This window comes from Lewinellaceae bacterium, assembly GCA_020636135.1.
Classification (GTDB): domain Bacteria; phylum Bacteroidota; class Bacteroidia; order Chitinophagales; family Saprospiraceae; genus JAGQXC01.
On record JACJYK010000001.1, the window covers coordinates 88,030 to 110,842 of the forward strand.

Annotated in this window: 19 protein-coding genes; 3 read left to right on the forward strand and 16 right to left on the reverse strand. The window is 46.1% G+C overall.

The window, feature by feature from the left end; translation table 11 throughout:
• Positions 1–227 precede the first annotated feature (227 nt).
• The 10 genes from H6570_00325 to H6570_00370 all read right to left on the reverse strand — a co-directional run bounded on the left by H6570_00325 (position 228) and on the right by H6570_00370 (position 11,561).
• The gene (locus H6570_00325; protein MCB9317696.1) at positions 228–2,546 is read right to left on the reverse strand and encodes a glycoside hydrolase family 92 protein; all 2,319 of its coding nucleotides are present in this window, start codon (positions 2,544–2,546) and stop codon (positions 228–230) included.
• A gap of 125 nt (positions 2,547–2,671) precedes the next feature.
• Positions 2,672–3,874, reverse strand: coding sequence for a T9SS type A sorting domain-containing protein (locus tag H6570_00330; protein ID MCB9317697.1), 1,203 nt, complete (start codon positions 3,872–3,874; stop codon positions 2,672–2,674).
• 86 nt (positions 3,875–3,960) lie between these two features.
• Complete coding sequence (locus tag H6570_00335; protein ID MCB9317698.1) at positions 3,961–4,464, reverse strand: hypothetical protein; 504 nt, start codon at positions 4,462–4,464, stop codon at positions 3,961–3,963.
• Positions 4,465–4,570: 106 nt separating this feature from the next.
• The gene (locus H6570_00340) at positions 4,571–4,924 is read right to left on the reverse strand and encodes a cupin domain-containing protein (GenBank protein MCB9317699.1); all 354 of its coding nucleotides are present in this window, start codon (positions 4,922–4,924) and stop codon (positions 4,571–4,573) included.
• A 108-nt stretch (positions 4,925–5,032) separates the two neighbouring features.
• Positions 5,033–5,950: an AraC family transcriptional regulator gene (locus tag H6570_00345; protein ID MCB9317700.1), complete on the reverse strand. Its 918-nt coding sequence runs from the start codon at positions 5,948–5,950 to the stop codon at positions 5,033–5,035.
• Between the two features lie 160 nt (positions 5,951–6,110).
• Positions 6,111–6,728 carry a hypothetical protein gene (locus H6570_00350; protein MCB9317701.1) on the reverse strand — a complete coding sequence of 206 codons (618 nt, stop codon included), beginning with the start codon at positions 6,726–6,728 and terminating at the stop codon, positions 6,111–6,113.
• A gap of 228 nt (positions 6,729–6,956) precedes the next feature.
• Positions 6,957–7,370: a hypothetical protein gene (locus H6570_00355; protein ID MCB9317702.1), complete on the reverse strand. Its 414-nt coding sequence runs from the start codon at positions 7,368–7,370 to the stop codon at positions 6,957–6,959.
• A 33-nt stretch (positions 7,371–7,403) separates the two neighbouring features.
• Positions 7,404–7,871 (reverse strand): nuclear transport factor 2 family protein, encoded by a 468-nt coding sequence (locus tag H6570_00360; protein MCB9317703.1) that lies wholly within the window; start codon positions 7,869–7,871, stop codon positions 7,404–7,406.
• Positions 7,872–8,060: 189 nt separating this feature from the next.
• Complete coding sequence (locus H6570_00365; protein MCB9317704.1) at positions 8,061–10,889, reverse strand: response regulator; 2,829 nt, start codon at positions 10,887–10,889, stop codon at positions 8,061–8,063.
• A gap of 204 nt (positions 10,890–11,093) precedes the next feature.
• Entirely contained in the window at positions 11,094–11,561 is a 468-nt protein-coding gene (locus tag H6570_00370; GenBank protein MCB9317705.1) for an N-acetyltransferase, read from the reverse strand.
• Positions 11,562–11,765: 204 nt separating this feature from the next.
• Here H6570_00370 and H6570_00375 point away from each other — a divergent pair, with 204 nt between their 5' ends.
• Entirely contained in the window at positions 11,766–12,224 is a 459-nt protein-coding gene (locus tag H6570_00375) for a hypothetical protein (protein ID MCB9317706.1), read from the forward strand.
• A 133-nt stretch (positions 12,225–12,357) separates the two neighbouring features.
• Here the strand turns inward: H6570_00375 and H6570_00380 are convergent, their stop codons facing one another.
• The 6 genes from H6570_00380 to H6570_00405 all read right to left on the reverse strand — a co-directional run bounded on the left by H6570_00380 (position 12,358) and on the right by H6570_00405 (position 19,681).
• On the reverse strand, positions 12,358–12,969 hold the full coding sequence (locus tag H6570_00380; GenBank protein ID MCB9317707.1) for a DinB family protein: 612 nt from the start codon (positions 12,967–12,969) through the stop codon (positions 12,358–12,360).
• 139 nt (positions 12,970–13,108) lie between these two features.
• On the reverse strand, positions 13,109–13,870 hold the full coding sequence (locus tag H6570_00385; protein MCB9317708.1) for a hypothetical protein: 762 nt from the start codon (positions 13,868–13,870) through the stop codon (positions 13,109–13,111).
• A gap of 84 nt (positions 13,871–13,954) precedes the next feature.
• Positions 13,955–14,578: a DinB family protein gene (locus tag H6570_00390; protein ID MCB9317709.1), complete on the reverse strand. Its 624-nt coding sequence runs from the start codon at positions 14,576–14,578 to the stop codon at positions 13,955–13,957.
• Positions 14,579–14,662: 84 nt separating this feature from the next.
• On the reverse strand, positions 14,663–15,241 hold the full coding sequence (locus tag H6570_00395; GenBank protein ID MCB9317710.1) for a hypothetical protein: 579 nt from the start codon (positions 15,239–15,241) through the stop codon (positions 14,663–14,665).
• A gap of 629 nt (positions 15,242–15,870) precedes the next feature.
• Complete coding sequence (locus H6570_00400) at positions 15,871–16,554, reverse strand: hypothetical protein (protein ID MCB9317711.1); 684 nt, start codon at positions 16,552–16,554, stop codon at positions 15,871–15,873.
• Positions 16,555–17,128: 574 nt separating this feature from the next.
• Positions 17,129–19,681, reverse strand: a complete 2,553-nt coding sequence (locus tag H6570_00405) for an adenosylcobalamin-dependent ribonucleoside-diphosphate reductase (protein ID MCB9317712.1) — start codon at positions 19,679–19,681, stop codon at positions 17,129–17,131.
• Positions 19,682–20,153: 472 nt separating this feature from the next.
• Here H6570_00405 and H6570_00410 point away from each other — a divergent pair, with 472 nt between their 5' ends.
• Together H6570_00410 and H6570_00415 are read left to right on the forward strand one after the other, a co-directional pair.
• On the forward strand, positions 20,154–21,080 hold the full coding sequence (locus tag H6570_00410) for an RraA family protein (GenBank protein MCB9317713.1): 927 nt from the start codon (positions 20,154–20,156) through the stop codon (positions 21,078–21,080).
• 79 nt (positions 21,081–21,159) lie between these two features.
• Entirely contained in the window at positions 21,160–22,611 is a 1,452-nt protein-coding gene (locus H6570_00415; protein MCB9317714.1) for a mandelate racemase/muconate lactonizing enzyme family protein, read from the forward strand.
• Positions 22,612–22,813: the final 202 nt, after the last annotated feature.

Genomic DNA, 22,813 nt, shown 5'->3' on the forward strand with positions numbered 1-22,813 from the left:
TAAGACTTACTAATGAAGCTATCCGGTCTTGCCGGATAAAATGTCAACCCATCAACCGGATTGCATTGAGGTCCAAAATTAGCTACTCTGGCATCTTATCCGGTTTACGGAGGTCATACCATCAAATGATGTAGATCGGAATAAGCAAGTGGCCCAAAGTAATTGGCCGTGCAACAATTGTGTTAGGTTGAGCGAAGTCGAATGTCAGGTTGAGCGAAGTCGAAACCCTACTCCGGCGTGGACCGCATGGTAAACACCAGGTCTCCTCCCGCCATCAGGTCGCTATGATGGACCTCATGGTTGGACAGCTCCCTGCCATTCCATGTCACCTTACTTACGTACACATTTTCCGGGCTTTGATTTTCGGCTACGATCCGGAGTTCCTTACCGTTATCGAGCCGGATCACTGCTTCCTTAACCAGAGGACTGCCCAGGGCGTACACATCCGATCCGGGAGTGACCGGATAAAAGCCTAGGCTGCTGAAGATGTACCAGGCGCTCATCTGACCTGCATCGTCGTTGCCACACAGGCCATTAACATTGGGAGCATACATCGTATTCAGGATCATACGAACCCGGGACTGGGTCTTCTCAGGATGCCCGGTCCAATTGTAAAGATAAGCGATATGGTGCCCCGGTTCATTGCCATGGACATAGTTCCCGATGATACCATCACGGGTGATGTCTTCATTCTTTTCGATGTATTCGTCGGCAATCTCCATGGTAAATAAGGAGTCCAGGTGCTGGGAAAACCGCTCCTTGCCGCCCATCATTTCAATCATTTCTTCGAGGTTTTGTGGAACATATAACCCATAATTCCAGGCATTCCCCTCGATAAATCCCTGGCCGTGCGTATCCATCGGGTCAAAGTCTTTGCGAAATTTTCCATTCGCCAACCTGGGACTCATAAAGCCGGTAGCCGGGTTGAACACATTCCGGTAATATTCCGCCCGTTCGGAAAAGGTCTTTTCAGTAGCCGGATCACCAGCATGCCGTGCCAGCTGAGCGATACACCAGTCATCGTAGGCGTATTCCAGGGTCTTGGTTACCGAGTAGGGGCTTTTATCTTCCGGCACATAATGGTAGTCCAGATAGTCGCCCAGGCCGGCAAAATAACGGACATTTGCTGTACTTACGGTAGCCTTCAGCGCCGCATTCAGGTCAAAATCGCCGACTTGTTTGACGGCAGCATCGGCGATAACCGAAACCGCATGATAACCGGTCATGCACCAGTTTTCATTGGCATAGTGACTCCAGACCGGCAGCATGTGGTGGACGCTCTGCGCCTGGTGGGCCAGCATGCTTTTGATCATGTCGTTATTCCGCTGCGGCTGGATCAGATTAAACAAAGGGTGAAGGGCACGGTAAGTATCCCAAAGTGAAAAGATGGTGTAGTTGGTAAAACCGTCAGAAGTGTGGATGTTCTGGTCCAGGCCCCGGTATTGGCCATCAGTATCTTCGTACAGGACTGGAGACAAACTGGCATGGTATAGGGCGGTATAGAAATTGATTTTATCACCTTCCGTCAGAGTTGTTGCTGCGATTTTAGCCAGTTCATGATTCCATTTCTGACGGGTTTCTTCGTGGATCTGGTTGAAATTCCAGTGGGGTATCTCAGCCTTCAGGTTTTTTAAGGCTCCATCCGTACTGACCGGTGACAAAGCCATTTTAATTTCAAGTACTTCCCCGGCAGCCATATCAAAATCAAAATAGGCCCTCAGGTTATGGCCAGCCATTTCTGGAAAATTCTCCGTTTGGTCAAATTGCCGGTAAAAACCGTCGTAAATAACCTTGTCGTATTTTTTGTGTCCGTAATGCTTGAATGGTTTCGAGAATTGCATGGCAAAATATTCCAGGCGCGTACGCGCCCATCCTTTGGTCTGCCGGAAGCCGGTGACCAGCGAATCATTCTCCACGCGGATAAACGTCCATACATTTTTATTATCGTGGTAATACACATCGTATACCATGTCGAGAATGATATGGGCGTCACGAGTTTCCGGAAACGTATACCGGTGGTAACCGACCCGGTCGCTGGTGGTCATTTCAGCCCGGATGCCATAACTGTCCAGATCGACAGCATAATAGCCAGGCGATGCTACTTCTTTATCGTGAGAAAAGACCGAATAAAATCCTTTTTTCCCTTCCGGCGTAAGCAGGGGTTCCAGAACCAGAGGCCCGGTGGTGGGCATCACCAGAAAGTCACCCAGGTCCGAGTGCCCGGTTCCGCTGAAGTTCGTATGTGAAAATCCAATAATGGTGGAATCCCGGTATTGGTAACCTGCACAGTATTCATAGGTTTCCTTGTTATAACCTCCATCCTCCTCATACATGGGTTCGAAATTGGTTTGGGGACTTAGTTGAACCATCCCGAAAGGTGCGGTAGCTCCGGGGAACACATGGCCCATTTTGCTGGTTCCGATACGTGGGTTTACGTATTGTGTATAATCTTCTACAGGACTTTCGGATAGGTTCCCTGGCCGTTCTGTATTGGAGCAGGAGGAAACCAGAAGGATAAACAGAATGGGAATAACTATCAGTCTCATGATTATTTGGTCAATATAAGGTTGTCGGAATGGAGGCGAAAATAGTGATTTACCTTCTTTATGTGTCGCTCGAATTAAAGGGACAGGTATCCGGTTAAGGTCCTGTGCAGTCCTGAATTGTGGTTCTAGAGTTTAAGTATGGTAAATGTTCGTTTCAGAGAACCGCTCTCCACGATGACGAAATAGGTGCCTTTCGGATAGGGACTTAAATCCACGGATACCTCCGACTGCTGCATGTAGTGGGATGTCCTCAGGAGGCGTAAGGATTGCGAATACAAGGTGATTTTCAGGTTCTTCTGATCTTCCATTTTGATCTGCAGAACATCGTTAGCCGGATTTGGATACAGCGTAATTTTCGAGGTTTCTGTTGCAGTGTAATTAGAAGTAGGGTTGAAAGCAGCAATGGTTTCGGCAATTCGCCGGAGCAATGAAAGAGGTCCAAACTGGTCTTGTCCGATTTCCCAGATCATTACGCCACTCGTCATGCTAAGCGCCAGTCTGGTTTTATCGGTCATGGTAGGAAGGCCGTTGTAATAAATTGCCCCGACCTGGTCTGTTTGCGCGTAAGCGCTGTCCCGGGCCACCATATCACCATAAGTGACCGAAATGATGTGATCAAGGTATGTAAAATCGTAGCCATAAAAGGGTACACCCAGCGTCATCCGGTCTTTGGTTAGTCCTTGCTGGGTCCAGAAGTTGATGGAGCTCACAGCAAAAGAGTAGGGGGAATGCGGCCCCGGATCATCGGGAGTCCAGGGGCCGGTCAGGTCGTAAACCATTAGATTGACCCAATCAAATGCAGCCAGGGCTTCCGAAGTGATTTGCGGATAGCGATAACCTCCGGGCAGGGCTGCGGAAAGCATGAAGCCATGGTGTGCGAGAGAATCTTTTAACTCGAGCACGAAACCACTGTAATCATCGTTGACGTTATCCCATTCCAGGTCCACATCGACGCCCTGAAGTTGATGCTGGTAAACATACCGGATGATCCCGTGGATGAATTCCGCCCGTCCGGCCGGAGCAATCCGGTCTTGCCAGTCGGCAAGTTGAGCAGAGGCCCCGGCCAGAGAAATGAACACGGCAACATTATAGGTATGGGCTTTCGCGACAGCAGCATCAATGGAGATGCCATCCGTGATCAGATTGCCTTCCGCATCCGGGTTTGCAAAAGCAATGTTTAAATGTGTCAGGTGATCCAGCTCGATGAACTCCAGTGCATCAAAATGATCTGTCAGCAGATAACCGATGGTTTTGAAGGATTGTGCCGGTAATGCAGCCACCGTAGTGCATGTCACGCCAAGCAGGATGATGTTCTTGATGAAAGTCATGAGTTTAAATAATTTGCCGGATACAGCCGGATAGGAGTAAAACTATGAATTGTCCGGAATACACACTCATTTGCGGGTGGTACCGGTCAAGCATACAATAATGGTGTATTTGATTCGGCGTATTGCTTCATTCGAATGATCCCATGTCGCATCTGTCCGCGCCAGAACAGCTGACCGAATAGCCATTGAGCCGGATAAACTATGGCTGAATTGGAGATCAGGGTATAGGTCCAGGTGACAGCAATGCCATTGGGGCTGACCTCCACAAAATGCACTTCACCCATAAAAGCCGTAAATCCCATGCTCCACTGGCTGAATTCTGTGACACCCCATTTCCAGTAGTGGTTTTCGATCCGTTCATACACCCGGTCAATCCCTATGGGACCGCCCGGCGAAAGGAGAGATTTGGCGGAATGTGGGATGCGATGCCCGCCAGGCTTCCCCCAGGTCTCATCATCGGAGAACCGGACTACCGCCGGAACCGGACCGTATCCCACCAGAAATTGGGTGGCATCACCTAAAATGGGTGTTTTGAATGCCCGCTCCAGGGAACAATTAAATACGGCAGACACGGTAATGATCGTCTTCATGTAGTGAAGATAAACAGACAGGTTGTGCTGCCAATAAAAAAAGGATTTCCTGCTGCCGACGGGAAATCCTTTATTGGATAAGATAATGGCTCGTTCAAATGACAGGTTACAAATGCTTTGCGTAGTCGATCATACCCTGAAAATCAATGACTACGGCCGGTTCATCTCCAACCGTCCACGCATCATGGCCTGAAGGCAGGATGGACACATCTCCCGGATAGCAGTCAAATTCCGTTCCGTCGTCCATCACAACGTGGAGGATGCCGGAAACATGATATTGGAAATGAGGCGCTTCACAGCTGTGGGTATTTACGATGGGTTGCACGGAATCGGCCCAGCGCCATCCGGGATCAAAAATGCCACGGCCAATGACGGCCCCTCCAACGTTGATCAGTTCAAGTCTTCCTTTCGGAAATTCGCGGACCTCATCGGGTGTCCCGAAATTTTTCCATTCCGCCATTTTGGATTTGATTTTTACAGCTTCCATTGCTTACATTTTTTAATTACTGCAAAGCAATGCAACCACGCCAGAAAGCGATTGTAAAAAGTTCGGCAAGATGGGTATAATTCAGAGTTTCTTGCGCAGTTCCAATGGCGTGCATCCGGTACGTTTTTTAATGAAATGCGCGAAGTGGGACTGATCATCGAATTTCAGCTGATAGGCGATCTCGGATATGGATTTATCCGTAGAACCCAACAGGACCTTCGCTTCGAGCAATAAAATGTCGTGAATGATCTGCAAAGGCGAGCGGCCAAACGTTTCACTAACCACTTCAGTAAGGTGTTTGGAAGAGATGTGGAGCATTTCCGCATATTCGATCACGGTACGCTTTTCAATAAAATACTTTTCAACCAGCAATTTAAAATGATTGGCCAGTTGCTCACGCCGGTTTATGGTATTCTTTAATTCCTTTGCACGCTTTCCATAAATTTCTCTGGTCCGGAGGAGTAAAATAAATACCAGGTTATTTAGAATGGATAATTTCTCGGAAGAAAAGCGGTTGTATTCTTCGATTATATTTTTGAATGAGGACTGAATCTGCTCACTCTCTTCCGGAGTCAAATTAATAATATGGGGAGCATCAAAATGGAAATAGGGAAACTCCTCGGTCAATGGACGGGATAACGATTGCTTCAGAAATTCGGATTTAAAATGGATGCAGTACCCTTTGCAGTTTTTAATATGATCACTGGCATAGAGCGTATTTTCGGGCACAATGACGAGATCATTGCAATTAAGTTGTAGTTGCTCCGCCCCCAGTTTTACATCATGCTCCCCTTCCAGTAAAAGGTAGACCAGGTTAAATTGCCTTCTCAGCGCCGGAATGGTTTCGCAATTTTTATGCTTATCCTCCAGGGTTCCCGGCATGACCATCAGATCGATATCAAAGGGCGCCGGATTCAGGTTGATCAACCGCTCGAATTTCTCCAGCGTTTCAATATTGATGATTTCTTTTCTTTTCAGGGTTATGCCAGATTTGACCATGAGCCAATTGCACTTTGTACGAAGTTAAGGAAGCTTTGAATACGTTGCTTGAAAAGAAATTCGATGGGTTAATGGCTGTTAAAATATCCGGATAAGCTCTTTATCTCCTTTCTAGCAGCGTTGCTGCTTTATTGGGTTATGCTGGTGCAGTTAAGTATTCCTAACCTGTAAATTGCTCCGCCAGAAAATATACCGTGGTAACAATTAACGGCACCCTGAAATTATCATCGAATGGTTTTACCAGAATTTCACTTATTGTTCCAAAAAATACTGCAAGACCGGCAGCCTTCAGGTCGGTATCGGGAAAGATGGTCATGGTGATCATTCCTGAAATAAAAAATGCAAGTGACCCTTCCATGGTCTTTTTGCTTGCGGGCCAGAAGTGTTTGCCAATCCATTTGCCCACCAATGCTGCCATACCATCGGCGATGAGAAACATCGTATAGCATAAGGTCACCAACTTGACCGGGTATAGGATGGTTAATATCGCCAGGGACCACAGCACCCATGTGGCGCCAATCAAATGGATATCCTTTGGCTTACTTTCCAACTCTTCCGGCCGCATCAGAAAGGCAAATCGTTTTTGCAGCTGAAGAGCAGCCGTAAAATGCCTGATGCGGAGCCATTCAAATATTCCTGCCAGGATGGCAAGCGCAACGAACAAACCAATAATGACTGGTCTGTTCGTGGCCCGGTACAGCACGATAAGGACCAATGCCATCATCAGATGAATGGACTTCCGCTGCAACTCTGCTTTAATCGGTAAACTCGTTTTCAAGTTAATTCGATTGATTTATCCATTCATTCAATGCTCTAAAGACTTGTCTCCTGTCTGTAAAGTAAGGATATCCGGATAAATAAGATAACCTCTGGAGATTATGGGCCCATTAAAATGACCCATTGCAATCGTTCGTAGCAAATAGCACACCTCCTTTGATCCTGGAGAATTAAAAAAGGCCCTTGTGTATACACAAGAGCCTTCTTATCGAGTAAAAATCTCTTTGGACTATTTCATTTTGCCATACAGCCATCCCGTAGCTATACCTCCGGCGATACCACTCAGGGTATTGCCGATGATGTCTAGCGGCATCCAGTTGAGTTCATAAGCTTTGAAGGATACATAGGTGAACAAAGATATGACCAGGCCGATCAGACCATAGATGATCAGGCCCGTCATACCACCGCGCATTGCATCTTTAATATTTAGTTTATCCAGTGCCAGGGCACCGATAAATCCCAGAACCAGGATGGCCAGGATCCAGGCCCAATACGGCATTTCATCCATTTGCCGGGCACAGCCTGCATTTTCTGCCAGCCACTGATCGGCTTTGGATCCAAATAGTCCTACGAACCAGATGCTTGAAACGATGGTCCCGGCAACACTGCCAATCAGTGTACCCAAGGTTAATTTTTTGATCATTTTATTATATTTTAATAGTTGTGAAATTTTCAATTAATATTTTTCCCCTTCTGATGGGACCGTTGTTATTTGCGTTTGTTCGATCATCCATTTGCCTTCTTTTTTCACCAATACCGCTGAAGTTGTTCCCTTATTTTTTAATGTTTCGCCATTGACTGTAAATTCCACAGTCCCTGACCAGACGATCAGGGCAACATCTTCACCTATTAGTTTCGAGTTTTTAACGAGATAGGTGAACTTAGGCTTCGATTCCATCGTGACGTCAAAATTTTGGTAGTAAGCATCCAGCTGGATTAACCCGCTGGTGATCGTCCCATCCGGATCGACTTCAGTAGCGGTAGGAGTGTAGTAGGCTTTGAGTTTTTCCCATCCGCCCTGATTAAAAGCTCCATACACCTCATTGAGGTAGTTTTGGAATTCCGTATTCAGGTCCTTCTGAGCATTCATAATAAGTGTGAACAGCATTGCCATTACTGTAAAAGTCATCTTAAGTGTTTTCATGATAGTTTGAATTTGAAAAGTTGATGACTCAAATTTCAGGGTAGATCAGACAGTGGGCATATCAACCTTGTAGCATGGTATATCAAATTTGTCGCCTTTGTCTAAGAGGTTATAAGCCAATGAATTAGATTTTCATTAAGTTGTTGGCTGACGAAATAGGCGTCCAGATTTGTCAGGAGAAATTGGAAATCATTCGCTGGAAAGTGGAGTGGTACCGTATTTATCCTTATAACATTTATTGAAGTAGGCTGGTGAACTAAACCCACAACGGTAGGCGATCTCCGATACGGTACCAGCATGTTGTCTTATGAGTTGCCGGGCTCTTTCCAAACGGAAATTTCGGATGAGCTCATTCGGCGCCTGATCGATCAAAGCAGTCAACTTTCGGTGCAGTTGAGACCTGCTGTATCCAATTGCATTGGCCAGTTCCACGACGCTGAAGGTTTCATCCTCCATATTCTCTTCGATGATCATTTTGACCCGGGATAAAAATACCTCATCCGGATTCTCGGCTTTGATTTCGTTTGGCTTCATGGTCAATAACTGGCGAAGAAAATGTTTCTTTTGCCGTTCTGTCCGTTCCAGTAAATTATTGACCCTGGTGGTTAATTCATCGAGGTTAAAAGGCTTTGTCAGGTAATCATCTGCTCCAATTTTGAGCCCGCTGATTTTATCTTCTGTTTCAGACAAGGCCGTGAGCAAAATGACTGGTATGTGACTGGTATGTTCCTTTGTTTTAAGGAGGCGACATAACGTTGTTCCATCCATTTCCGGCATCATAATGTCTGAGATCACCATATCAGGGATGACTTCCTGCGCAGTACTCAATGCTTCTTTACCATTGCGCGCAAGAATGACCTCGTATTTAGGATTGAGGATGCTGAAAAGGTAGTTGCGCAGCTCTGCATTGTCCTCTACCACCAGTATCTTTGCGGCTCCTTCGACCGCTAACGGTTCACCGGGTATTTCTTCCTTTGCGGTTGTAGCAGTTGCAATGATTGCCGGGGAATACCCTCGAATGTCTTCCGAAGGCCCCACCGCTTGAACTTGGAGGGTGAATGAAAAACAAGTTGTACCATTTTCCAGGCTCTCAACCCGGATCGTGCCGCCGTGAAATTCAACCAGCTCCTTGGTGAGAGCCAGTCCAATGCCGCTTCCGGGCTGAATTTCGGATACCACGGACTGGCCAAAACGGTTGAATATTTCCGGTATATCCTCAGCAGGGATGACCAGACCCTGATCAGTGACCTGGATGAGCAGCATATTTTTTGCCTGTTCGACCCATTTCAAATCCAGTACTATGCTGCTGTTGTCATCACAAAATTTCATAGCATTGGAAATCAGATTATTCAGGATTTTCTCCAATTTATCCCGGTCAAAATTCACGACAATGGTTTCATCCGGAGCATTAAATTCGAGGGTTACATTTTTCCTAATGGCCAGACTTTCGAATGAATTGATGATTAACCGGAGAAATTTTTTCATGTCTCCCGGTTCGGTATTCAACTGCAGATTGCCACTTTCCAGCTTGCTCAAGTCAAGCAGTTGATTAACCAGCAATAACAACCGTTGTGCATTGCGAAGCATGGCTTCGTAATATTTTTTTACATCTCCCTTCAGGTCACCTTTCAGTAATTGCTGGAGTGGACTCGTGATCAGGGTAAGGGGTGTTCTGAACTCATGACTGATGTTGGTAAAAAATATGCTTTTGACCTGATTTATGCCTGCCTGACGCTCAGCCTCTGCATGTTCCAGGGCTGCCTGCATCTCAGTCTCTTTGCGCAGATGGATCTGCTGGTTGCGTACAATGAAAAAATACCCGACAAATAGCAACATCGCGAATGTTGAGCCGAGTACCCATTGATTCCTGCGTTGTTTTTCTTTCAGGATTTGTTGTTCTTTTAATGCAGTCTGATATTTAACCTGGTATTCCGAGATATTGCGCAATGTATTTTCAGAGAAGACCGAATCGGCAGTGGCTTCAAAAAGGTTTTTATATTTTCTGGAATTTTCTAGTTCTCCTTTGATCAGATAAACCATTTCCAGTCCATGGTATGCCACCTTGAGTATTTTATAATTGTTGTCCAATTGAGCCAATGATACCGATTGCAAAAAATATTTTTCAGCGATGTCGAATTCGTGCTGATCGAGGGCGACCAAACCCAGCACCTTGTAGGCCTCTCCTGCCAATGGATCATTGAGTGCGGAGCCCAGGACACGTAACATCTCCTCACTGGTCTCTTTGCTCTTAATCTGGTCACCAAGCTCATAATAGGCGTTGGCAAGTATGGCCTTTGCCTGAGCTACTCCCACGTCGTAATTCATTTTAGCAAAAACAGCGGCTCCTATTTCGGTGTGCTTGATGGCATCTTCCCAATTATGTTCCCGGTAATAATTTTCTCCGAGATTGACCTCGGCTCTCCCGTATTCATAATCCCTGCCGGCCAGTTGGCTTAGCCTGATGCATAATTCGTTCAGGGCTTTGGCTTCCTCGAAATTTTTCAATTCCATGTGGCAAACGGCAATGATACTGTAGGCATCCAGCATGCCCAGAGTGTCCTGGATCGCTTCGGCGACCTGTCGGCTTTTGTCGCCATAAATGAGCGCTTTATCCCATTCGGAATTAAGACCATAAGCATTGGAGAGTAAGCCGTAGGACTCTAGCAAGGTGATGTTATTGTTGGATTTCTCTGCATAGCTCACTGCTGATTGAGCCATTTCATAGGCGTCTTTCATCTCTCCGTGGATCTGAAGGCATGCCACCATTATGTTCATGGCGCGGGCTATCCATCGTGGGTCTCCGTTTTGGCGGGCAATAGTCAATGCTTTATTGGCAGCATCGAGTGCTCCTGCTTTGTCCTGCCCCACCAATTCCCGGCAGATTTCAAAATAGGTGGATATTTTTTGGGTATCCGGCAATGATGGTATGACCTGGAGCAGACTGTCGGTCGCCGCCTGATGAGCGAATGCATGAAAACCGGTCAGCAAGCACAAGAGGATGAAACTGCGAATGAACATAGCATCTGGATTGTTGGGGAAAATTGGGTTGTGTTGCCGGGAACCCATCTGATGGCCAGTAAGAATGGATAGTTCGTTAAAAGTCCATGGTCACTAGATCACCAGCTTACTTTTACACCGATTTCCTCCTGCGAGAAAACCAGTTCTAACAAGATAATGTACTTACCTGGAATTATTTTGTTCCTGTTTAAAATTCAATTTCTCTCATAGTTTATACCAGGATATCTTAATACTCAACGTATCCTTTTTGATACTCTGGATTTCCGGATGGATGACAAATTGATTTTTTACATAAAACCCAAGTGGTGATGTATAGACTTCGCCGTTCTGTTTTAGCTCCTCATCGTCCGGAATGACCCACCCGTGTAGTTCATTGGTTTTCTCCTTGGCAAGGTCCAGAATGCGGGTGCCCCAGCCCTGTCCCTGTAAAGATGAATCCAGCAATATGGCAAACCACTGTCCGCCTTCCCGGAAGAAATAAGTCAGCCAGCCCTTGATCGTTTGCTTGGTGTCGAGCAGCACCAGGTGTTTGGGCTCCAGCAGCGAATCCAGATACTGATCGAATTCCGTCAGGCCGGCCAGGCTGATTTTTGCCGGATATTCCCGGTTCCATAATTCGATGACCTCTTCTTTTTGAGATGGGGTCAGTTCATTTAATTCGATCAATTCCATGGTCTTCCTGACGGTTTAGACTGGAAATGTACAAAAGGGATGAGGTGTTCACAAATTCAATAAAGCCAGTCCGGATAGATGTTTGATGGTGATGCCTTTTAATTTCATCCTTTCGGGTGATTGGCGCTGGTCCGTTTCCGGGGTAGTTTTGTTAACCTGTTTGGAAATAAATCCACAATATTAAATCATTAAAAAATCGCCAAAATGAATGCAATTTTGATTAGCCTCTTATGGCCTTTCTTTCTGGTCTCAACCGGGCAAATATCCTCCATGGTGGATGGTCCGGTTATTGAAAGAAGAGAAGACTTTGGAATTGTTATCCGGGTTGAGGTGGAGTTTGGCCGTAAAAGCAGAGGATGTTCTGACTTTGGAGTTTGCCGGTTTAATTCAGACGCCTCCATAATGGGTGTGTTGGATGGCAACCGGGCCATTGCGGAAGCGACTGCAGATAATGGTGTGATAACCAGCATTACGTTCCTTCAGGCTTCGATGAATGCCTCAACCATAAAGACCTATTTTTCCGGAGATCAATTTGTCGTAGGAGAAAAATTCTCAACGGTGATCACTTACGAAGGAAAGCAGTACAAATTAAATCTGAAAGCGGGCAAGTTTAAACTGGCAAAAACGCCGCAAGGCTGGAGTTGGGGAATGTCTAATACCTGATTCTGAATGATTATTGCTACTGAATACCACCCGGCTGGAAAAATGCCAGCCGGTTTTTTTATTTGGGTTTAATTAGATCCATTTATAAACTTAATCCTGGCCCATTGTCCTCATGGAGGTATGCCAACGGATCCTATATCGGGTATTTGGGATTATTTTTGATCCGTAGTATCTGCCTGAGATGCCGGTCAGTATGCCCAAAATGGACGACCATCAACGCATGAATGCTTCTCCTTTTTTCATCTCCCCATCGGAAGGTAAAATGTGATTTGAGATCATAGCTGGTGTTCTTTACGAAATTCACCAGATGATTGCGACCGAATAAGAAGAAAGTTAAGTTATCTTCTCCCTGCATAAATCCCAGGGGTTCGGCATTCCATTCCGCTTTGTGGGGACTTGGATCATTCATCCAGTTGATATAAGAGCTATCCGGCATGGACAGTGTATCCATTTGCGGATCCGGATCCGTACTTAACATGATGTCCGCCTCCTGGGCAAAGATGCGTTCATACAGTCCCAGATGCTCCAGGACCTGACCGATACTCCACTGATTCGAATCGGGTTTGAAGCTCCATTGCTCCAGCGTTAAATTTTTGGTTTCTTCAATGATCGCATTCCGCGTACGTTCCAGATTCTCAACCAGATAGGCCCGGTCTTTTTCTGTCCATGGCCTTGCTAGTTGGCCGTACACCTGATTTTTCGAAACCGGCAATATAAAAAGGAGAAGGAATGAAAGCAGTCTCATAAAAGAAAGGATGGTGGTAAAATTTCACTTTTGAAAGATAGCGCAAATTATTGCAGATTGTAATTACCCCTGGCCATAATAAATTTATCAAACCAGCTCTAATAGATAACTGCCTGGACAATAACCACAATTTCACCTTTCAATTAAGTTCCTCATTGATCAAATGAATGATTTCAGTGGCCTGTATCCTTAACTCCTTGTAAAAATGAATTAGATTGCCGTGTTTATTCTTGAACAAAATTTGACCCATTTCCATCAGTTCAAACGCGTGGGAAGTGTGTTTGGTGATAAAACTGAAATCTTCCTGGTAATTCAATTGTTCATCTGAAAACAAATAAGTGTTCCAGGAATAGTACTTTCCGACGGGGACGGCACTCATGAACTCGACTTGCAAATTCCAGGTTAATTGATTAAAATTGTCAATAGCCCTTGCGGCCTGTTCTGCATTTCTGTAATAATCAACGATAATTAATCTCAAACGATCATTCCGGATGATATTCAGATTTTGGGTACTTACAAGATCGTCATACGTTGCCTTATTGATGGTGAGTGCCTCCGCAAAAAAACTATGGTGACTTAGTAATTCAGTTATGTCATGTTTATTATTTTTAGCTTCATAGGCCATTTGCAGTCCTATGTTAACATTATTTATTTCATACTCGGTTCGGGAATAGGTAGATCGCAGGTAGGTTGTATCACGGGTAAGTTCATTTTGCAGGCGTTTCAGATAGCTGTGCTCAAGGGTATGTTCCAGTCTTTGCTGGTTCCAGGTGTTGATCTGGAGTGCGATCAAAATTCCCAGCACGACCAGTATGATTTCACCAAATGCATACCGGAGGTATTTCAAAACTTTGTTGTCATCAGCTAGCAGTTTTCTTTTTCGTCTGAAGAAGTTAATCATTCGTGTGTGATTGTTATCTATGTTTCAGGCAGGTGGTTGGTACGTTTTACGTTTGTTACTGCTCATGTATTGTTATATAGATTTCTATTCTGGAAACCCAGGATTTGATTTTATTCTCTTTATCTGATTTAAATGCCTGTCGGTATGAGCAATCCAAAGTAAGGTATATTGATGGAGGTCCCTGATGTGCCAGACACCCCAATCGGCGGGTCTGAAAATGAAATGCAACCTGAAATCTACATCGGTATCCTGTACTAAGGTGATCACTTCTTTACGAAAACGGGTAAAGTAGTTGATGAGGTCTACTTTTTCTTTGAATCTTCCGATCGGTTGTGCGACAAATGGTGCCTGACCTTTGTTAGGGTCAGTGGAATAGGCAACCATGATGCTATCTATCCCATAAACGGCATCTACAAGGTCCGGGCGTTCTTCGGTATATTGATTGTTTAAAAGGTCCCAATACAGTAGTTCTTCATAGACTCCTAAATGTTCCATTACCTCTGCAATAGACCATTGACTACTATCCGGTTTAAAATGAAGTTGTTCATTGGTTAAATCCCTAACTTCTTGCAGGAAATTGGATTCGGTAGTTTTTAATCCGGATAGTAAATATTCCCTGTCGGTACTTGTCCAGATTTGCTCTTTGCTTTGTGCCAGCCCAAAATGAGGTAGCAGCAAGATCAGGTGAAAATATATTATTGGTTTCATCTTACTTTTCATTTATAGTTCGTCGGTAATGTGGATGCCTGTTGTTTCGAAATCTGGTTTAATATTTTTTCATTCGATTGGTAATTAATTGTTTTCAACAGGCATTGGATAATAATGGAACCCCAGGTAGGCTATTTTCCATTCACCGTTTTGCTTTTCGAGGATACGGGTTTCCATTGACTTTCCGAGAAACTTCCGGGTATCCTTTTCATAGGAATTTTGCTCAAACGTATACCAGGCCATATCGTTAGAGATTCGAAAATTTTCATTAGTTCGTTCCTCGGTAGAGCCCTGCCAAAGCGTTTCATTACTATCAAATTGTTTTTTCTTTTCTGCTGCCAAAGACTCAAAACCTATGTAGGATACGACTTTTTCTGGATAACCTTCCCAGTATCCGAATTTTCGGAAAGCAGGTGATTGCAAATAGGTACTTTTCCAGGCCTCAAAATCTTCCTTGTAGTAAGAATCCGTTTCCTTGGCGATGACTGCCTCTATGGCTGCTTTTTCCTTTTCAAAATCAACCGCGTCTGCACCTGGTTGCTGTTGTGAGCAGTTGGTAAGAAAAATACCAATGCCTAGCAAAAGAATGACTGTTATTATTGGGTTTTGAGGGGCGGTTAATGCTTTGAGATTGATGCTGTGAATTGATAGGTTATTGCACATAGGTAAACAGTTTTATCGATAAGAGAATTCTATGCTTCTTAAACTACAGGTTCCGGCAAACCGGCTTCTATCAAAGCTTCCTAAATGTACATTGCGGTCCTGACATTACAAATGGTTTCATCAAATTGCCCGACCGCCAACAACTATTATCTGAGGTAAAGTATTATCTAAGGTTAATGCATCGAATGTAGATTGGGCTAATCCAAAGCCCGGCTAGCAATTACAACGGTTTCGAATAGGGCAATATAGGGTCTTAACCTAATAGACTGTCCGATATTTAAATGTGCTTATAGTAGGGTAACTGCACTGGATTTAGATCACCGGTCTATTTTTCTCAGGTTTTTAAACAAGCGTATGATGAGAGCCCGACTGCTTTTCACGTTAAACGGCAGGCATAATTTCACTGTTTGTATATTTATCTGGGGCAATGTGGGGTAAGCTATATTCCAAATGTTGTTTTGCTCTATATCTCGTTGAGATCGCCAGATGTGCTTAGCCCTTTTTGGCATAATAGACTTTCATCGTCTAATATTCAAGATCAAATTCATATTGCAGTTTATGGTATAAAACAGATCAATGGCAGGTAGTTGTTCGATATTATTATAATCGCAGTTTAATCGCTCAACGCGTTAGTTATCCAAAATATCATCAATAAGTTTAAGTGTCTCTTCAAAAATTGATTTTCTAAAATCATTTCCAAAATTGACCCTTTCTATATCGTCTAAAAGTATATCAAGTCTTTCAGAATCAAAAGCCCCAATTTCACCTGTTGTTAATTCGCGAACATAGATATCCCGAATCCTTAAATTTCGTTGGTCAACCAATTCACCATTATACACAAGTCGTGGATATTTTGAATTGTACAAGAAATGCGCCTTTTCAATCAGTTTTTTATTTGTAAAATTGGAAATGTTACCACTTGATATTGCAGTATCAAAAGTACCTGATACTGGAAAAAATGAAACCAAGGGTTGCATGATGACATTAAACAATGAATCAAGTGATTTTTTATTGGCTTCATAAGACGTTGGTAGTTGCGATGTTAATATACTGTGAGCTAATATTTTTTGGTCAATATTTAATATACAAAATTCAAGATTATCTTTATCTCTTGTTAAATCATTTTTTAAGCCAATTTTGAATTCTTTCTCTAGGATCAAATTTTTTCTTTTTTCATTCCATGTGTTTACCTGAAGAGCCAGTAGGATCCCTATCATCACTAAAATGATTTCGCCTATAGCATATTTTAAGTACTTTCCTGTTTTGTTTTTATCCATAAGGTCGTAAGGTATTCTTCTAAAGAATTTTATCATTGGTTAATGGTTTGTCATAATGAAGCGCTGCGGTTTGCGTCTTTGTTCGGATGGAGATTTCAAATGCGTCAATTCAAATGTAGTACAAAAGATGAATAGAATTGCAGATGTTGAATTACTTTCATCACCCCAACTTGTATAAAACCGATGCTGTATGCGGTTTTTCTTCGTGCAGTTTAAGTTAGGCAAATCCTCCCAACAAAATACTTGTCAGTAAGTGCTGGAACATTGTAACTTGAATTGAAATCACAAGCATGCAAAATATCCTTTTCAAATTTTCTGTCTACAAACTCTTTACACTAACTCCAATTTTTAATGTTCTCCAATAAGGTTGATGAATTAGCAGTTAATCGAGAGGGAAAATACTTATACATATCTAGAATCTATTTTCAAGCTTCGAAGATTGGGTAGCATGGTATCTCAGCTTCAGAGTTTTCCATGATGTACGAAAACAAAAAAGGCCCCTCGCTGTCGCCCGGGAGCCTTTTTTTAGTGTTAATGAGTTGATGTGTATATCAGTTAACGAGTTGTGCCATGAACCGATGCAACAATCAACAAATAAACAATTCGTTTATCAGCCACACTTGGAATAGCCGCAGCTCTTGCACATCAGGCAGCCTTCCTTATACATCAGGCCGTCCGGATCGTCGCACTGCGGGCAGGTAGAGTCCGCTGCTTTGGTGCCGTCTGGAATAAACTGTTTCAGAGCACGGACTACGCCGTTCTTCCAAGTGTTGATGTAATCGTCTTCTACGTTTAAGCCATCCACCAGGTCGACCACCTGATTCAGCGGCATGCCGTGACGGAGAACGCCGGAGATCAGCTTGGCATAGTTCCAGTACACCTTGTCGAAAGAGCGGCTCAGCCCCTCGATGGTTACCTTGTAGCCATCACGGTCCTTAAACTGGAAGTCGTAACGCTTGTGGCCTTCCTCATCCTTCTTGCGAATGACCCAGCCGCTGGTCACGTAGTTTGGCAAACGGAACGTATCGTGAGCCCGTCCGGTAAAGATCTCGTAGGGGCGATCATCGACCAGGCCGATGACGGCCAGCCAGTCTTCGTCGTTGTTCTTGAAGCGGACCACGGCAGCATCTAGTTTGTCGGGACGCTTGGAGGGGAATCCGGCAACCGCTTTCTTCTCTTCTTTTTTCTCTTTGTCGCTGACCAGGACACCGGCGCGGGAACCTTCGCGGTAGATGGTGCAGCCTTTGCAACCACTCTCCCAGGCCGTGAGGTAGATCTTGTTGACCATATCCTCGGTGGTATTTTCCGGTACATTCACGGTCACGCTGATGGAGTGATCCACCCATTTCTGGATGGCGCCCTGCATCTTCACTTTCTGGACCCAGTCCACATCGTTGGCGGTAGCCTTGTAGTAGGGTGACCGCTTGATGAGGCCATCCAGCTCAGTACTGGACATGCGGGCCACTTTATGGACATCGTAGCCCTGACTCTCTAGCCAGGTGCGGAATTTATGGTGCAGTACGTGGAATTCTTCCCAGTGGTCGCCGACCTCGTCGATAAAGGACACGTTGGCTTCCTTGTCGGAAGGATTCACCTTACGGCGACGCTTGTAGCTGATCATGAAGGCCGGCTCAATGCCGGAGGTGGTCTGCGTCATCAGGCTGGTGGTGCCGGTAGGGGCAATGGTCAACAGCGCGATGTTGCGACGGCCGTATTTCAGCATGTCTTCGTATAATTCCGCATCGGCATCTTTCAATCGATTAATGAATGGGTTCTTTTTCTCTTTGTTGGCGTCAAAGATGGGGAAACCGCCGCGCTCTTTGGCCATAGTGACGGAGGAGCGGTAAGCATTAACAGCTAATGTCTGGTGTACTTTTACAGCAAATTCGATGGCTTCGTCGCTGCCATACTGCAGTCCCAGGGCAGCAAGCATATCGCCTTCGGCGGTGATGCCTACGCCGGTACGGCGGCCTTTGATACACATCTCGCGGATCTTCTCCCACAGGTGCCGCTCGGTGGATTTGATCTCCGTAGACTCTGGGTCGGCATCGATCTTTTCCATAATGGCGTCAATCTTCTCCAGCTCCAGGTCGATGATATCGTCCATCATGCGCTGGGCGAGCTGTACGTGCTCGGCAAACAGGTTGAAGTCAAAGACAGCCAGGTCCGTAAAAGGCTCGTGAACGTAGCTGTACAAGTTGATGGCCAGCAGGCGGCAGCTGTCGTACGGACAGAGCGGGATCTCACCGCAGGGATTGGTCGATACGGTCTGGAAACCCTGGTCAGCATAACAATCCGGCACCGATTCGTTCAGGATGGTGTCCCAGAAAAGGACGCCGGGCTCGGCAGATTTCCAGGCATTGTGGATGATCTTGTTCCACAGCGGGGCGGCATCGATGGACTGCTTGACACGGGGATCCTTACTGATGATGGGAAACTGCTGGTTATATTTTCCGTTGGCTTTTACGGCACGCATAAAATCATCGTCGATGCGCACGGAGATATTGGCTCCGGTTACTTTGCCACGCTCCAGTTTGGCATCGATAAAATCTTCGGCATCGGGGTGTTTGATGGCGATGGACAGCATCAGGGCTCCACGGCGGCCACCCTGGGCTACTTCACGGGTGGAATTGGAAAAGCGCTCCATGAAGGGTGCAATACCGGTGGAAGTCAGGGCACTGTTTTTTACCGGAGCACCTTTCGGACGCAGATGGGACAGGTCGTGGCCGACGCCGCCGCGGCGTTTCATCAGCTGCACCTGCTCCTCATCGGACTTCATAATACCGCCGTAGGAATCGGCCTGGCTGCCGATCACGAAGCAGTTGGACAGGGAAGATACCTGGAGGCGGTTACCGATGCCGGCCATGGGACTTCCCTGGGGGACGATGTATCTGAAATGATCCAGTACGTGGAAGAGTTTTTCTTCGGTGACCGGATTGGGATAACGTTGTTCGACGCGGGCGATCTCGGCGGCGATGCGGCGGTGCATGTCGGCAGGGGTCTGCTCGTACAGGTTGCCGTCAGAATCTTTCAGAGCGTATTTGTTGATCCATACACTTGCAGCAAGTTCATCTCCGTCGAAGTAATCGATACTGGCTTTCAGGGCTTCATCGTAGGTATAGGTTTTTTTCTTGACGCGGGTATCCACTTTCGGGCGTGCCATTACTTCCATATTAATCGCTTTAAAGTTACCAAATTCCAAATCCAATGTCATATTCGAATATCTTCTAATATGACGTAGGCATCCCAAAATACAAGCAAGCGATCAACTTTTTTAGGATGGCTGGAGAAAAGTTATTCACATAGTGTGGATAAGCATGTTTTATATTATGACTACCAACTATTTATGAAACTGTATTCGACTTATAGAAATTTTTTGTCGATCTCCAGCCTGTTTTTATAGACAAAAAACCAAAAGATGGATGGCTTTTTTTACCACGTAATGTAAATTCGTAACTGTGTGCGATAACAGCCCGGACAGGAGGTAAAAATGACGCTTTAGATGGTCTCCAGAAGACGGATGAGCGACCGGATAGCATTCCTTTTTGGGGCTGGTTTCGTTTTTTACTATTTTTAACAACAGGGCATGTGGCGGCACGACCCGGCATGACCCGCCTAACCAAAATTCAGAATCTATGCACAAACATATTGTACTCTCCTTGTTTCTCCTGGCCGGATCTTTATCATTGTGGAGCCAGGCGGTAACGCTGACGCCGGATCAGATCATCGCGCTCACACCGCAATGGCAGGGACCACGATTTCCCGACGGCAGACCCAACACTCCGGACCGCCTGCTGGAGCGGCTGAAAAACATCTCCCTGGAAGAAGCCTGGGGCATCCTGCGCAATGAGGGTTACAACAATCAGTACGAGGGCGACTGGAAAGTGATGTGGCCCGGACAGCCCATGGTAGGGCGCGCAGTGACCGCTCAGTATATGCCCCTGCGCCCGGAATGGGACAACCTCATCCGTGAACAGGGAAAAAAAGACGGCCGGATCGGCAACACCAACTCCTGGCCCATTGATGTACTCAAAGACGGAGACATCTACATCGCGGACAGCTATGGCAAGATCATCGACGGCACCCTGATCGGAGATAACCTGGGTAACTCAATCTACGCGCACTCCCACAACGGGGTGATCTTCTACGGATCGGTACGCGACTGTGAAGGACTCTCCAAAATCGATGGTTTCAATGCCTGGGTCAAGGGTTATGACCCATCATACATACAACAGATGATGCTCTCTTCCATCAACAATCCTATCCGCATCGGTCGCGCCACGGTATTGCCTGGTGACGTGATCCTTGCCAAAGAAGGAGGGATCATTGCCATTCCTCCACATTTATTGGAGAAGGTCGTCATCACCTCAGAATTTATTGCACTGCGCGACCAGTTTGGACATCAGCGGCTGCGCGAAGGAAAATATACGCCGGGACAGATCGATGCCCAGTGGTCCGATGAGATCAAACAGGATTTTATTGCATGGCTCGATGCCAATCCGGATAAGATCCCGATGACCCGCGCTGAATTGGATGCTTTTATGAAAGACCGGACCTGGTGATGAGCCAGCAAGTCAGTAGTGAGTAATCAGTAGACAGTAGTCAGAAATCTTAAATCTCAAATCATAAATCTTTAACCCCATGTCTTCTCCTTCGAAAAAATTTCTTGAACGCTTTGGTGTCCGCGATAATGAACAAACGGACAATAGCGCTAATAGCCGGCGTGATTTCATTCGTAAATCCGGTATGGGCGGACTGGCCCTGGGAGCCATGATGGCGGCGCCGATCACGGAGACGCTGGAATACACTACGCAGAAGGTGAACCGCGCTTCGGCACCCACTGACCTGAAGATCACCGATATGCGTTATGCGACGGTGATGAACAGTACCGGCCGCTGCCCGGTTATCCGGATCGATACCAATCAGGGAATATATGGATTGGGAGAAGTGCGTGATGGTGCCAATTGGAGGTATGCGCTATTTCTCAAGTCCCGGATCCTGGGCCTGAACCCATGCAATGTTGAGATGGTCTTCAAGCGCATCAAACAATTCGGATACCATGGCAGGCAGGCAGGAGGAGTCTGTGCCGTGGAGATGGCCCTCTGGGACCTGGCCGGCAAAGCTTATGGAGTCCCTGCTTACCAGTTGCTGGGTGGAAAGTATCGCGACAAGGTACGCCTGTACGCCGATACACCGGAGGTGGATGATCCGGCAGGTTTCGCAGAAAAGATGCGAACCCGCGTAGAGGATCAGGGCTTCACCTTCCTGAAAATGGATTTCGGTTTGCGCATGCTAGCAGACATACCCGGTACCATTGTCAACTCCAACTTCTGGGATATCCGCCGTCAATGGGATATGTCTCCCGGGAGCTATGGGGCGACAGAGCACCCCTTCACTGCGGTACAGATCACCGAGAAGGGGCTGGACATTCTCACGGACTATGTATCGCGGGTTCGCGAAGCGGTAGGCTACGAGATCCCCCTGGCGTCCGACCATTACGGCCATTTTGATTTGAATAATGCGATCCGTCTGGGCCGGGCCATGGAGCCCTTCCGTCTGGCCTGGTTAGAGGACCTCATACCCTGGAAATACACGGAACAGCTGGCGGAAATAGCCCGTGCCATCGAAACGCCGGTTTTGACGGGAGAAGATATCTACCTGAAGGAAGAATTCATCAAATTGATTGATAACCGGGCAGTGGACATCGTTCATCCCGACCTGGCCAGCGCTGGAGGTTTATTGGAAACCAAGAAGATCGGCGATTACGGCGAAGATCACGGTGTGGCGATGGCCATGCATTTTGCCGGCACACCTATCTCTTTTATGGCCAACGTACACTGTGCTGCGGCCACCCAGAATTTCATTGCCCTCGAACACCATTCCATCGATGTGCCTTACTGGAATGACCTGGCCAATACCGGTGGTGAGCCGATGATCGAGAAAGGATTTGCCATCGTACCTGAGCGTCCGGGCCTTGGCATAGAACTGAACGAGGAGATCGCAAGGCAGCACCTGGATCCGGAGGATCAGTCATTCTTCCGTCCGACACCGGAGTGGGATGACGTGCGGTCGTGGGACCGGTTGTGGAGTTGATGGGGAGGGAAAGAGGTATTAGAAGTAAAAAAGGTAGCAGAGGTATCAGAAGTGGCAAAGGTTCCCATAGCCCCGCGGCTCAGCCTGGGGGACAAAGCATGGTGCATGGAGCATGGAGCATGGAGCGAGGAGGTAGCAGAGGTATCAGAGGTAAAAAAGGTATCAGAAGTATCAGAAGTGGCAAAGGTTTCCATAGCCCCAC